The sequence below is a fragment of the Streptomyces sp. NPDC002499 genome (assembly GCF_053595415.1).
The window spans coordinates 360,713-373,419 of record NZ_JBSFXO010000010.1; the positions used below are offsets into that span (position 1 = coordinate 360,713).

Consider the following 12,707-nt stretch of genomic DNA (forward strand, 5'->3'; position numbering starts at 1 on the left):
CGGCGGGCCGTTCACGGTCCGCCGCCACCGCGCTCCCTCCACGTCCGCACCAGCTCCTTGCCCCGCCGCCGCGCCGCCACGTCACAGACGGCCGCCGCGAGCAGCGGGGCGGTACGGCGCCTGGCCAGCAACAGCCTTTGGTTCACGACGGGTTCGGGCCGCCAGTGATGCTTGTACGGCTCGTTGCCGCGCAGCAGGCTCAGCGTCCCCCGGGCATGCTCGGCGCACGCGTCGAGGAGCATCACGGCCACGTCCGCCTTGCGTTCGCGCAGGCACGGGTGGGCGCCGTACAGATAACCGCCCGCAAGCCGGCGGGACAGCAGCGTGAGATCGACGGCCACCACGTCGTCGTCGAGCCGGAACTCGGTGACGACCGCGTCCCCGGAGCGGACCATCGGCCCGACCGAGCGCACCAGGTGCTCGCAGAACCGGGGCCGCAGATGCTCTGACGTCACCTTCCGGCCCTGCCACTGGAGTTGGTGCAGCTCCAGCAGCCGGCGCAGCGCCTTGTCCACCTCGTCCGGGGTCACGACGTGCCGTTCGACGCCGAGCGCGGTCAGCTTGCGCAGCTTGGCGCGGACCCGCTGGGCCTTGCCCGAGGGCAGCCGGGCGACCAGGTCGGTCATCGGCAGGGCGGGCAGCTCCAGGCACAGCGAGTCGCCCACCCGGCGGCGCGGCCCGCGCCAGCACTCGTAGACCCGCTCGGCCGCGCCGCCGGGCCGCACCTCGCGCAGGTCGATCAGCGCGGTGCGGGCACAGGCGGCCAGCCCCTCGGTGAGCGCGGTGACGGCCTCCTCGCCGCGCTCCTCGTCCAGCAGGACGTCCCCGTAGTCGGAGATCGCCCCGCCCAGCGGCACGAGCGCGGGCACCGGACGCCGGACCCGCATCAGCGGTGCCACGCCGACGAGTTCGGCGCCGTCGCGCACCAGGAGCAGCCGAAGGCGGCCGGGGCTGCCGTAGGACAGCCACCACGAGTGCAGCCAGGCGTGGCTCTGGAACGGGGTCGCGGACGGGCAACGGGCGTACAGCCGCGCCCAGTCCGCGGCGAGTTCGGCGAACTCGCCCTCGTCGGTGACCAGTCGGGTCGTGTAGGTCACAGCTGGCCGTGGGCTTCGGCGGGGACGGCCGGGCCGGGCACCGAGGCGGGCCGGCCCGCCTCGGCGGTGGCGGTCCGGCGCGGACGTACCAGCAGCACCAGGCCGCCGAGCAGCCCGCCCGCGCTCGCCCCGACCAGTCCGGTCACCGCCGGGGAGGCGGAGGAGGGCGCGGTCGGCTTGGTGGCGCGGGCGAACTGCTGGAGTTCGACGTTGGTGGTGGCCTTGACGTCGTTCGCGTGCCGGGTCAGGGCGCGGGAGACGGCGTTGGCCATGTCGGCGGCGCGGTCGGGGCGTTCGGAGGTGGCGGTGATCGCGACCATCGGGGCGTCCGGCGAGGTCGCCGTCTGCACGCTCGACTGGAGCGTCTTCACCGGCACGCCCGCCCACACCTGCGCGTCCCCGAGCACCGCGAGCTGGGTCGCGACCCGCCCGTAGGCCTGCGCGAAGCCCAGCGCGGAGGCCGGGTCGGACTTCTCGGTGGGGACGGCGACGACGTAACTGGTGGCCGTGTACTGCGCGGGCTGGACCAGGCCGTACCCGCCGCCGAGCAGACCGCCGACGAGGGCGCCGGCCGCGACGAGGGTCCACGGGGGCAGGGCCCGGGCGCGGGTCAGGGCGGCGGGGCGGCGTGGGCCTGAGGTGTTCTCGGTCATGGGGAACTGGCTCCCTGGGGTGAAGGGGACGGGGACAAGGGCGACGACTTCTGGGGAACCGCGGCCGCGTAGACGTTCATCAACTGGGCGGCGCTGCGGGTGATGCAGTAGTGGCGGGCCGCGTCGGGGGCCGCGCGCGGGCCCGGTTCCGCGGCGCGGGCCGAGGCGATCGCGGCGGCGAACTCCTCGGCCCCGCCCCGCACTTGGCGCGCGCCGGCCGCGGCGCCGGGAGGCAGGTCCTCGATGGCGGGGCAGGACGCGTAGCGCACGGGCAGCCCGGACGCCAGCGCCTCGATGATCGCCAGGCCGAACGCCTCCTCGGGACACGGCGAGCCGAGCAGGTCCATCGCGGCGGTGAGGGAGGGCAGATCGGGGCCGGGGGTGCCGTCGGAGACGTAGGGGCGTTCGCCGGTGAACAGGACCCGGTCGGCGACCCCGGCCTCGTGCGCGGTGCGCCGCAGGACGTTCTCCTCCGGACCGCCGCCGACCAGCAACAGCCAGTAGTCCTGCGGCAGTCGGGCCAGGGCGTGGATGAGGACGTCGAAGCGTTTGCCCGCCGTGAGCCGGCCGATCCCGCCCACGACGTACGCGCCCTCCGGCAGGCCGAGCCGCTGGCGGGTGCGGTGGCGCCGGACCGGGTCGAAGCCGAAGCGGGTCAGGTCGATGCCGTTCGGGACGACCTCGATGCGCGGCCCGGGCACGCCCCAGCGCTTGAGCCGGTCGGCGACGGTGGGGGAGACGGCGACCGTGGAACGGCCGAGGCGCTCGCTGGCCAGATAGAGCCCGCGCACGCCCGCGGTGAGGCTGCGGCCCTCCATCTGGGAGTCGCCCAGGGAGTGTTCGGTGGCGACGATCCCGCGCACCCCGGCGAGCCGGGCGGCGAGCCGGCCGTAGACGCAGGCGCGGTAGAGGTGGGTGTGCACGAGGTCGTAGCGGCCCGAGCGGATCAGCCGGACCAGCCGGGGCAGCGCGGCCAGGTCACGGTTGCCGGCCATGCCGAGGTGGGTGACCCGCACCCCGTCCGCGACCAGACCGTCGGCGACCGCGCCCGGGTTGGTCAGCGTCACGACATCGCAGTCGACCGGCAAGTGCCGCAACAGCAGCCGCAGTTGCTGCTCGGCGCCACCCACGCCGAGGCCGGTGATGACATGCAGCGCCTTCACCGCAGCCCCTCGACGGGACGCCGACGCAGGCGGTGCAGCCGGTACTTGAGATGGAGGCGTACGGCGGTGTCGTTCTGCCCGATGTGCACGCGGGGGAGTGCGAGCAGGCCGTTGAGCTCGCCGGGGTCGATGGCGCAGGCGTAGGCGTATCCGGCGTCCCGTACGGCGTCCATGGCCCGTTGGTCGATCGTGCCGTACGGGTAGCAGAAGCCGATGGGCAGCACGCCCGTCAACTCGGCGAGCACGGAACGGCTTTCGGCGACCTCGGTCCTGAGCGTGGTGTCGTTCGCCTTGGTGAGGTCGACGTGCGTGAGGCCGTGCGAGCCGATCTCCACGCCCTCGTCGGCCGCGCGCCGGATGCCGTCGGCGGTCAGCAGCGGCTTGCGCGGGCCCAGCGGGTCCCAGGCGTTGTCGCCGCCGAGCCGGCCGGGCAGCACGAAGAGGGTGGCGCCGAAGCCGTGCCGCCGCAGCACCGGCAGGGCGCCGTCGAGGAAGTCGGCGTACCCGTCGTCGAAGGTCAGCCCGACCAGGCCGCGGCCCTCGCCGCGGGCCCGGGCGGCGAGCAGGTCGGCCATGGAGACGCCCCGCAGGCCGCGCCGGCCCAGCCACTTGAGCTGGGCGTCGAGACGTCCGGGGGTGACGGTGATGCGGTACGGGTCGTCCGAGCAGTCACCGACGGAGTGGTACATCGCCACCCACGGGACCGGGCCGGGCGCGCGGCGGCCGGCGGTGGCTGGGGAGTCAACGGGTGCGGCCATGCGTCAGCCTTCGGGTCGCGGAACGGACGGAACGGAGTGCGGGGACGACGCCCTCGGCGTCGAGGGCCCAGCACAGGAGGAGGAAGACGGCGGCGACGGTGACCGTGCCGGCGGCGAGCCCGGGCACGGCGGCGTCGACCCGGCTCGCGACGAACGCCCCGGCCACCGTGGCGACCACCGCGGCCCGCGCCGGCCTGCTCAGCTCCGCCAGCACCCGCCGGGTGCGGATCGGCACGCTGCGCGGGCCCATGCCGGCCAGCAGGAGGACGGCGGTGACGGTGATGCCGGCCGCGTTGGCGAGGGCGATGCCGGAGACGCCCCACGGGGCGAGCGTCCACGCGCCGATCCAGGACGTCACGACGATGCCGACGGCCATCGCGACGACCGGGTACCAGGTGGCCCGGCCGGCCGAGAAGTAGGAGCGGACCAGGACGCCGGTGAGCGTCTGGCCGAGCAGGCCGAGGGCGTACACGCGCATCACGCTCGCCGTCGCCGCCGTGTCCTGGGCGGTGAACGCGCCCCGCTGGAAGAGGAGTTCGATGATCTGCGGGCCGCAGGCGATCACCGTGGCCGCGCCGAGCAGCACCATGGACGCGGCAAGCGCCAGATCGCGCTCCACCCGGCTGCGGGCCCGCTCGGTGTCGCCGTCGGCGAGCGCCCGCGCGACCACCGGGAAGGTGACCGTGCACAGCATCATCGACAGCGTCATCGGGATCTGCGCGACCTTCTGCGCGTAGTTCAGGTGCGAGATGGCGCCGGCGGGGAGGGTGGAGCCGAGGAAGCGCTCGATGAGCACCTGCGACTGACGGCACAGGGCGAACAGCAGCACGGTGGCGACGAGGGCGAAGTCGATGGGGCGCACGGTCTGCTTGCCGGCGCGGACGCCAGTGCCAGTGCTGCCGGAGCCACCCGCGCCAGTGCCGGCGCCGTCCGCCGCGTCGGTGCCCGCACCGGCCGCCTCCACACCGGTCCCGGCCGCGCCCGCCGCCGACTTCGCCCCGCGCCTCAACTGCCGTACCAGGGTGGGCGCCTGGATCGCCACCATCAGGAGTCCGCCGACCGCGACACCGACCGCCGCCGAGCGCACCCCCCAGCGTCCGCCGAGGACGAACATCGCGGTGATGATGCCGGTGTTGTAGGCGATGTAGATCGCGGCCGGGGCCAGGAAGCGGCGGTGGGCGCGCAGGGCCGCGCTGCAGTAGCCGGCCAGGCCGAAGCTCAGTACGCAGGTCGCCGTCAGGCGGGTGCAGTCCACCGCGAGGGCGCGGTCGGGCAGGCCCGGGGCGAGGGCCTCGACCACCCAGGGCGCGGCGGCGACCAGGAGGGCGCCGACCGCGACGAAGGCCAGCGCGAGGCGGGGCAGCGTGGTGGCGACCAGGGCGCGCACCGGGTCGCCGGGGGCGCCCTGCGCGCGGCGGGCCAGGGCCAGGCTGAACGCCGGGATCAGCGCGAAGGCGAGCCCGTCCTCGATCAGCAGCGTGGCCGCGAACTCCGGCACCGTCCAGGCGACCAGGAACGCGTCCGTCTCGCTGCCGGCCCCGAACAGCCGGGCCAGCGCCTGGTCGCGGATCAGTCCGAGCAGGGCGCCCGCGATGGACATCGTGGCGGTGACGAACGCGGCCTTGGCGAGGAACCCGCGGGAGACGGGGGCGAGTTCGGTGACGCCGTCGGACTGGGTCCGGGCCGCGGGGACGGCCGCCTTGGCGTCGGCGTCGGTGTCGGCGTCGGTCCCGGGGGTCCGTGAGGGCGTCACTGTCATCGTGCCGCGGCCTCCTCGGCGCGCGGGGCGACGGAGAGCGCGGGGGCCGGCGCCGGGTCCGAGCCGCGGGCTCCGACCAGCGACCACCAGGCCACCAGCCCGAAGCACACCGCCGTCAGCACGGTCGAGGGGCCGCCGATGTCGGCGTACACGAAGTCGATCAACTGCCAGACCAGCAGCCCGCAGGCGACGAGTGCGCAGTCGAGGCCGGTGCCCGACTTCCGCGCGCGCCACAGGCCGTGCAGGCCGCACACCAGCAGGGCCAGCCAGCTGCCCGCGAGGGCGAGCAGGCCGATGAGGCCCTGTTCGGCGAGGACCAGCAGGTACATGTTGTGCGGGGAGAGCAGAGGCTGCTTGCGGAAGGCCGCGCCCGCGCCCTCGGTGTCGCTGCCGGCGGACAGGGCGAGGGAGGCGTGCGCGTCCCGGTGTTCGGGGAAACCCTTCAACCCGACGCCGGTGAGCGGCTGTTCGCGCCACATGTCGACGGCCGCCGCCCACATCGTGTACCGGTCGACGACCGACTGGTCGGGTGCGTCCGTGACTTGGGTGATGCTGTCGATCCGCTCCTGAAGCATCGCCGAGCCGACCCCGAAGCCGCCGACCAGGATCACTCCGGCGGCGACGGCGACCGCGCCCACCTTCAGCGCCCGCCGCAGCCCGGCGAGGACCAGCTGCACCAGGCAGGTCACGGCCGTGGCGATCCACGCCCCGCGGCTGAAGGACAGGGCGAGCGGGATCAGCAGGGCGAGCGCGCAGCCGACGGCAAGGGCCCGCTGCCGTACGGCAGTTCGGCCGACAGGCCCCAGTGCCAGGCCCAGTGCGCAGATCAGTCCGAAGGAGACGACCGTGGCCATCCCCATCACGTCGCTCGCTCCGAAGGTGCCGACGGCCCGGATGTCCTCGCCCTGGTAGGAGGCGCCGGTCCCGGTGACGAACTGGTGCACGCCGATCGCCCCCTGCCACAGCGCGAGGCCGACGAACGACCAGGCCAGCAGGCGGAAGTCGCCGCGTTCGCGGGTCAGCAGCACGACGGCGGCCGGCACCAGCACGAAGACCTGGAGGTAGCGGCCCAGGCCGCCGATGCCCGCGCCCGGCGAGGCCGCCCCCATCGCCGCGATCGCGAGCCCGATCACGGGCAGGCCGAGGACCACGGCGGAGGTACGGGTCAGGGGGCGCCGGCGGTCCCGGACGAGCCGGATCCCGCAGTACAGCACCACCAGCGCGGAGACCGCGTCGGCCGGGCCCGCACCCCCGTCGCCGCCGGGTGCGAGGGGCAGTCCGAGCAGGGCGATCACGGCGATCACCGGGAGGACGGGGGACCACTCCCGCACCCTGGGCAGGGTCAGCGCGTGGCTCATCGGCTCAGCTTCCCGTCGGACGCACGAGTGAGGCGGCGGTGCGCAGGAGGATGCAGATGTCCTGCCACAGCGACCAGTTGTCGATGTAGGCGTTGTCGAAGCGGGCCCGGTCCTCGATCGAGGTGTCGCCGCGCAGCCCGTGGATCTGGGCGAGCCCGGTGATGCCGGTCCGCATCCGGTGACGGGCCGCGTAGCCGGGGTAGGTCTTGCTGAACTGGGCGACGAAATAAGGGCGTTCGGGTCTCGGCCCGACCAGGCTCATGTCGCCCCAGAAGACGTTCCACAGCTGGAGCAGCTCGTCCAGCGAGGTGCGGCGCAGGAAGCGGCAGAACCACGACATGCGGTGCTCGTTCGCCACGCTCCAGCGGGTCGCCGACTCGTGCTCGTCGACCGGGCGGTGGGTGCGGAACTTCAGCAGCGTGAAGGGGCGCCCGTCCTTGCCGATGCGCTCCTGCCGGAAGACCACCCCGGGCCCGTCGCTGAGCCGCAGCGCCACCGCGCACACCAGCAGCAGCGGGCTGACCAGCGCGAGCAGCGTCCCGGACACCAGCACGTCCAGCGCCCGCTTGCCGACGCTCCCGCGCCGCCGCCCGTAACCCATGTCGAGCCGGCGGCAGGAGAACCCGGCGAACTGGTGGTTGGATGCGTACGACGGTGAGTCCGCGTCGACCTCCCACACCGCGCACCCCGACTCGGCGAGCGCCCGCAGCAGCGGCCCCTGCTGGGTCCGTACCGAGGGATGCACGCAGAGCACGTCCCGTACGCCGTTCTGGATGAGCGCGCGCTGCACCTCCTGACCTGTCGTCAGAACGGGCAACCCGTCGGTGCCGTCCGGGTGTTCGGCGACGACGCCGACCGGCAGCACGCCGGAGCGCGGGTGGCGCAGGACGGACGCGGCCACGCGCTGGGCGGTCGCCGCCGGGCCGATCACGAGGGCGGTACGGGGGCGGGTCAGCCGGGCCGTGCGGCGGCGCCAGTGCACCAGACCGCGGCCGGCCGAGGACGCCGCCGACTGGATCAGGAAGCCGAGGAGCAGGGTGCGCGCGGAGAGCGCGTGCTGCGGGGAGTGCGCCGCGACGAGCGACGCGAGCGCCATCCAGGACACCGCGATCCGGCCGCAGACGGTGGGCAGTTCGTCCAGGACGCCCGGCACCGGGCGCGGCACCTGGGTGCGCAGCAGCATCGACGCGGCGACCAGCAGCGCCATCAGGAGCGGTCCGTGCGGGGCCCTGGCCAGGACGACGGTACCGACCAGGGCGCCGGCGAGGTCCGCGGCGAGCAGCGGCACCGGGGACGCGGGCCGGGCCGGCGGCCGGCGGGCGGGGAACCGGAAACCGGCGGCGGTGCCGCGCGGCATGACCGAGAGGGGTGAGAATCCGAGATCCCGTGGCTGCCCGCCGGGCGAGGGGACCGTACTTTCCGCAGTCACGAGGGGATGGGCTCCCTGCACTCGGTGGGCACGACGGGTGCGGTGGGCGCGTCGCCCAGCAGCTCGCGGTACACGGCCGCGACCGCCTCGGCCGCGTGCCGCACGTCGTGCGTGGTCAGGACGTATCGGCGCCCGTGGTGGCCGAGCGACTCGCGCAGCAGCGGGTCGAGCAGCAACTCGGCCACGGCGTCGGCGAGTCGGGCCGGACGGTCCGGGGGTACGAGACAGCGCGGCGCCAGCTCCGGCGGCAGGCTCTCCCGGGCGCCGTCCACGTCGGTCACCACCACGGGCCGCCCGCAGGCCATCGCCTCCAGCGGCGCGAGGGCCATGCCCTCCCAGCGCGAGGGCAGCACCACCAGATCGGCGGCCTGGTACCAGGGGACCGGGTCGGCGACGGCCCCCGCGAACAGCACGGACGCGGGCGCGCGGGCGGCGAGTCCGGCGCGGTCAGGACCGTCCCCGACGAGCACCAGCCGGGCCGCGGGCACCCGCCGCACCACGGCCTCCCACGCCTCCAGCAGGACGTCCTGCCCCTTCTGCCGGCACAACCGCCCCACACAGACCACGAGCGGAGCCGCCGGATCCCCCTCGGGCAACAGCGTGGCCCGTACGGTGTCCACGGCCGCGGGGTGGAAGCGCTCGGGGTCGATGCCGTTCGGTACGACCGTCCAGCGGCCGTCGATCCCGGCGTGCACGCCGGTCGCGCGCTCCCCTTCGCTCACACACACCACCCTGGAGGCCCAACGCGCCCCCCACCGCTCCCACCTGAGCGCCAGCGCCGCCGTGGTCCCGCCGACCGCCTCGAACGACCAGGCGTGCGGCTGGAACACCGTGGGGATCCGCCCCCGCACCGCGAGCCGCCCGGCCAGCCCGGCCTTGGCGCTGTGCGCGTGCACCAGATCGGGCCGCACGTCCGCGAGCACGTGCCGCAGCCGGCGTACCTCTCGCACGAGTGTCGGTCCTGGTGACCGCGCCGCTTCCCAGTGCCGTACCTCCGCGCCCAGCGACCGCAGCCGGTCCGTGAGCGGGCTCTGCGGACAGGCGACGGTGACGTGCAGGCCGGCCGCGAGCTGAGCCCGCGTCAGGTCCGTGACGACACGGGCGACCCCGCCGTCCACCGGCTGGGTGAGGTGCAGGACCCGTGGCCGAGGGTCGGGTGCTGACAGGTGCATTGCGCGGTTTCCTCGCTCACGGACGGCGCTCGGGACTGCGGGCGGGAACGCGCCTCACTGCTGTGCGTCGACGGCCGCGAAGAGCACGCCGGCCCATGCCGCGTCCCGCTGGGAAACGAGCCGGAAGGCCAGCTGGTCACCGCCGCGTCGCAGAGCGCTGCCGAGATCGAACACATCGGAGTCGTAGCCGAGCGTGTTCGAGTACGCCGGAACCCGGGACTCCGGGGCCGCGCCGGGCTCCGAGATGGTGGAATTCAGTACGTCGTCACCGGGGTTGGCGGAATCGGCCAACAGGGTGTTCGAACCACGGCCGGTCGACAGTGTGAGCGAATCTCCGGTGCGTGCGCGGTCGCCGTTGTACGCGACGAGCCCGACCCGGCCGCCGGCGCCCTTCGGAATCCGCGCCCCGCGCAGCCGGATCTCGCGGCCCGCGCCGGGCTCCAGCGAGTCGAAACCGTCCCACAGGGACAGCCGCCGCAGCCGCTCCGCCGCGTTCTCGTACGCCACCACCAGCGTCCAGCCGCCCCACGCGCCGGCGGCCGACCTCCCCATCGCCACATTGACCTGCGCCACGGTGTACAGGCCCGAACTGCTCTCCCGGACCAGCTTCGTGACGTCCGCGGAGGCCTGGAACGCGTCCGCGCCCTTCGCCGCCCGGTGTCCCACGACCGTGTCCGCGAGGACCTGCTTGTACTCCCCGCCGGGCTCCGCGATCAGCACCCGCCCGTTGTCCTTCGGCGGCTTCTGCTCGCCCACCTTGAGGTTGCCGCCCCAGTACAGGCGCGCGTACGTCACCCGGGCGCCCTGCGGCAGCCGGACCTCGGCGCGGGAGGAGTTGTAGGTGTTCGGGTCGCGGTCGACATCGACGTAGAACATGTCGAAGTCACCGTTCGCGCCCCGGCCGCCCTCGCGAACGGCCGGGCAGGCGGGGGTACTTGCGGTGGCGCCGGTGCGGCAGCTGATGGCCGCGTTGGCCGCGCGGACGATGCCGCCGTGCTGCACCGCGTGGTAGCGCTCGGCGAAGGGGACGCGCTGCGCCTCGGTGGCGGGCGGCGCGGCGGCCCGCGCACCGCCGGGTACCCAGATCGTCGCGAGGGCGAGGACTCCCACCGTCGCACGGCGCAGCGGCGGACCCAGAGAAATGCGCATGACCGGCTTGGCCCTTTCGGGAAGTCAGGGGGGCGTCATGAATGCGATTTGCTTGCTATAGGGGTGTGTGAGGAGGTGCGCAACTCTAGCCGCTATCCGTATTAATCCGGCGAAACGTGACAAGTGTGTCGGAATGGTGAAGGGGCCCTCTTTTCGGGATCACCCCATTGGCGGCACAACCCGCGCGGGCGCCGCGCGTTGACACAGCGCCGGGTGTCCGCCCGGATGTTTGTGTCAACCCCCAAGGAGCACCTCTCCATGTCGCGTATCGCGAAGGGCCTGGCCCTTACCACCGTCGCCGCCGCGGCCGTCGCCGGCGGCGCCGGCATCGCTTCCGCCGACAGCGACGCGCACGGCGCTGCCGCCCACTCCCCGGGCGTGCTGTCGGGCAACGTCGTCCAGGTGCCGGTCCACGTGCCGGTCAACGTCTGCGGCAACACCGTCAACGTCATCGCGCTGCTGAACCCCGCGTTCGGCAACGAGTGCGTCAACGACTGACGTCTGTCGACGCAGCGCAACACCCTGGGCCGGCCGTCCTCCCGTGGTTCCATCACGGGCGGGCGGCCGGTTCTCGTTGCCCCGAATGGGGGGTGGGGTGCCGGACTTGGCGTGCACCCGTCGACGCGCTTCTCACCAGGGAGGACGTCGAAGGTGCCGGGACCGGGGCGTGGCCGGGCGTGTTCGCTCGGTTGCAGAGTGCAGTGGGCGCTTTCACGGTGGGCTCAAGATCCGACGCACCACCGAAAGGAACACCCATGCGTGCTCTGCCCGCACGGCGTATCGCCTCCACCGCCCTCAGCGCCACCCTCCTCATCGGCCTCGCCGCACCGGCGGCCGTCGCGGTCGACGCCTACTCGGCCCGGGAGCGGAGCGTCCAGGCTGCGGCGCATGCGCCCGTCCCCGGCGCGGACGCGCTCCTCGCCCAGGTGAAGGGCCTGGGCAACCTCGGCACCGTGCTCACCCCGGTCACCGACCTGCTCAACGCGGTGCTCGGCGCCGACAACGGCCAGCTCTCCGCCGACCAGGCGACCAAGCTGGGCGACGCGGTGAAGGACGCCATCGCCAAGGTCACCGCCGCGGCCCCGGCCGCTCCGGCGGTTCCTGCGGCACCGGCGGTTCCGGCGGTGCCGGCCGTCCCGACGGCTCCGGCGCTGCCGGCCGTGCCGGCCCTGCCCGGGCTGCCCACCACCAAGAGCGGCGGCGACGTCGAGGCGGACGACGCCAAGGCGCAGGCGCAGGCGCCCGCCGACCTCACGGCCGACGCCCTCGCCGCCCTCCAGAAGGCGGTCACCACCCTGCTCGCGGCGGTCACCTCCGGCGATGTGTCGCAGGTCGTCCCCGCGGTCACCGGTGTCCTGACCGGACTGGTCAACGTCCTCGCCGCCACCCTGCTGGGCGGCGGCCTGCCCGCCCCGAGCCTGCCCGGACTGCCGGCCTTGCCGGCGCTTCCGGCGGCACCTTCGCTCCCGGTGGCGCCGCCGGCGCTGCCCGCGCTGCCGACGAGCTGACGCCGGGCGCGCGCCTACGGGCGTGTGCCTGGGGGCGTATGCCGAAAGACGTACGCCCGTAGGCGCACGCTGGTGGGGGCAGGCTGGTGGGGCACGTCGAAAGGCCGTCGGGCCGATCCATTCCGGGTCGGCCCGGCGGCCTTTTCATATGAGGATGAGAAACGCGGATCGGACGCACCGTTCATTCGGGTGGGCCGCAGAAATTTTCTGCTTCCGGGGTTTCCCGCCCCGTGGGAAGTCGTTAGGCACGGCGTCAGAATTCCACCTGGTGACTTGAGTTGCCGAAGAAAGGAACCCGAACCCGATGAAGTCCCTGAAGGCCGCCGCAGTCGTTGCCGGTTCCGTGGCCCTCGTCGGTGCCGCCGCGCCCGCGTTCGCCTACAACGCCTCCGATGTGACGCCCACCAGCCTCAACGGTGCGGTGAACACGCTCACCAGCGGTCGCGTGGACCCGGTCGACGTCATGCCGCTGCAGCACCAGTCGAACGCCCTCGACACCGAGAACAAGGACTCGCTGCTCAACACCGTGAAGGGCGCGACCGCCGCGCTGAACAACACCGGTGGGCTGCTCGGCGGGCTTCCGCTGCAGAAGTGACGTAATTCCGGCGGCGTTTGTCGGGGATTCCCGGCGATTTCCTACGTTTCCCGGCGTTTCACCGAT

The 12,707-nt window shown here is 74.0% G+C and carries 12 protein-coding genes; 3 read left to right on the top strand and 9 right to left on the bottom strand.

From position 1 onward, the window contains the following. Positions 1-11: 11 nt before the first annotated feature. The 9 genes from ACWD5F_RS29240 to ACWD5F_RS29280 are packed head-to-tail and all read right to left on the bottom strand — an operon-like array spanning position 12 to position 10,538. Positions 12-1,097 (bottom strand): GNAT family N-acetyltransferase, encoded by a 1,086-nt coding sequence (locus ACWD5F_RS29240; RefSeq protein ID WP_451258762.1) that lies wholly within the window; start codon positions 1,095-1,097, stop codon positions 12-14. Next, positions 1,094-1,750 (bottom strand): lipopolysaccharide biosynthesis protein, encoded by a 657-nt coding sequence (locus ACWD5F_RS29245; protein ID WP_451258764.1) that lies wholly within the window; start codon positions 1,748-1,750, stop codon positions 1,094-1,096. Before ACWD5F_RS29245 ends, ACWD5F_RS29240 begins: the two co-directional genes overlap by 4 nt. Further along, entirely contained in the window at positions 1,747-2,913 is a 1,167-nt protein-coding gene (locus ACWD5F_RS29250) for a glycosyltransferase (RefSeq protein WP_451258766.1), read from the bottom strand. The genes ACWD5F_RS29245 and ACWD5F_RS29250 overlap by 4 nt, the downstream gene beginning before the upstream one ends. Further along, positions 2,910-3,671 (bottom strand): polysaccharide deacetylase family protein, encoded by a 762-nt coding sequence (locus tag ACWD5F_RS29255; RefSeq protein WP_451258767.1) that lies wholly within the window; start codon positions 3,669-3,671, stop codon positions 2,910-2,912. Before ACWD5F_RS29255 ends, ACWD5F_RS29250 begins: the two co-directional genes overlap by 4 nt. Continuing rightward, entirely contained in the window at positions 3,655-5,430 is a 1,776-nt protein-coding gene (murJ, locus tag ACWD5F_RS29260) for a murein biosynthesis integral membrane protein MurJ (protein ID WP_451258769.1), read from the bottom strand. The genes ACWD5F_RS29255 and murJ overlap by 17 nt, the downstream gene beginning before the upstream one ends. Continuing rightward, positions 5,427-6,788 carry an O-antigen ligase family protein gene (locus ACWD5F_RS29265; protein ID WP_451258771.1) on the bottom strand — a complete coding sequence of 454 codons (1,362 nt, stop codon included), beginning with the start codon at positions 6,786-6,788 and terminating at the stop codon, positions 5,427-5,429. Before ACWD5F_RS29265 ends, murJ begins: the two co-directional genes overlap by 4 nt. Positions 6,789-6,792: 4 nt before the next feature. After that, the gene (locus ACWD5F_RS29270) at positions 6,793-8,217 is read right to left on the bottom strand and encodes a sugar transferase (RefSeq protein WP_451258773.1); all 1,425 of its coding nucleotides are present in this window, start codon (positions 8,215-8,217) and stop codon (positions 6,793-6,795) included. Beyond that, positions 8,214-9,389 carry a glycosyltransferase gene (locus ACWD5F_RS29275; protein WP_451258775.1) on the bottom strand — a complete coding sequence of 392 codons (1,176 nt, stop codon included), beginning with the start codon at positions 9,387-9,389 and terminating at the stop codon, positions 8,214-8,216. The genes ACWD5F_RS29270 and ACWD5F_RS29275 overlap by 4 nt, the downstream gene beginning before the upstream one ends. Before the next feature lie 54 nt (positions 9,390-9,443). Then, on the bottom strand, positions 9,444-10,538 hold the full coding sequence (locus ACWD5F_RS29280) for a DUF3344 domain-containing protein (protein ID WP_451258777.1): 1,095 nt from the start codon (positions 10,536-10,538) through the stop codon (positions 9,444-9,446). 258 nt (positions 10,539-10,796) lie between these two features. On the opposite strand from ACWD5F_RS29280, the gene ACWD5F_RS29285 reads away from it, so the two are divergent. The 3 genes from ACWD5F_RS29285 (at position 10,797) to ACWD5F_RS29295 (ending at position 12,641) form a co-directional block, all read left to right on the top strand. Further along, entirely contained in the window at positions 10,797-11,036 is a 240-nt protein-coding gene (locus ACWD5F_RS29285) for a chaplin (protein WP_124000082.1), read from the top strand. Between the two features lie 257 nt (positions 11,037-11,293). After that, entirely contained in the window at positions 11,294-12,046 is a 753-nt protein-coding gene (locus ACWD5F_RS29290; protein ID WP_451258779.1) for a hypothetical protein, read from the top strand. Positions 12,047-12,350: 304 nt separating this feature from the next. Further along, complete coding sequence (locus tag ACWD5F_RS29295) at positions 12,351-12,641, top strand: hypothetical protein (RefSeq protein ID WP_124000080.1); 291 nt, start codon at positions 12,351-12,353, stop codon at positions 12,639-12,641. The last annotated feature ends 66 nt before the right edge of the window (positions 12,642-12,707 follow it).

Bases quoted from the DNA above. Each gene is read 5' to 3' on its own strand.
- ACWD5F_RS29245 (WP_451258764.1), bottom strand. From the start codon at position 1,750: ATGACCGAGAACACCTCAGGCCCACGCCGCCCCGCCGCCCTGACCCGC.
- ACWD5F_RS29255 (WP_451258767.1), bottom strand. From the start codon at position 3,671: ATGGCCGCACCCGTTGACTCCCCAGCCACCGCCGGCCGCCGCGCGCCC.
- murJ (WP_451258769.1), bottom strand. From the start codon at position 5,430: ATGACAGTGACGCCCTCACGGACCCCCGGGACCGACGCCGACACCGAC.
- ACWD5F_RS29265 (WP_451258771.1), bottom strand. From the start codon at position 6,788: ATGAGCCACGCGCTGACCCTGCCCAGGGTGCGGGAGTGGTCCCCCGTC.
- ACWD5F_RS29275 (WP_451258775.1), bottom strand. From the start codon at position 9,389: ATGCACCTGTCAGCACCCGACCCTCGGCCACGGGTCCTGCACCTCACC.
- ACWD5F_RS29280 (WP_451258777.1), bottom strand. From the start codon at position 10,538: ATGCGCATTTCTCTGGGTCCGCCGCTGCGCCGTGCGACGGTGGGAGTC.
- ACWD5F_RS29285 (WP_124000082.1), top strand. From the start codon at position 10,797: ATGTCGCGTATCGCGAAGGGCCTGGCCCTTACCACCGTCGCCGCCGCG.
- ACWD5F_RS29290 (WP_451258779.1), top strand. From the start codon at position 11,294: ATGCGTGCTCTGCCCGCACGGCGTATCGCCTCCACCGCCCTCAGCGCC.
- ACWD5F_RS29295 (WP_124000080.1), top strand. From the start codon at position 12,351: ATGAAGTCCCTGAAGGCCGCCGCAGTCGTTGCCGGTTCCGTGGCCCTC.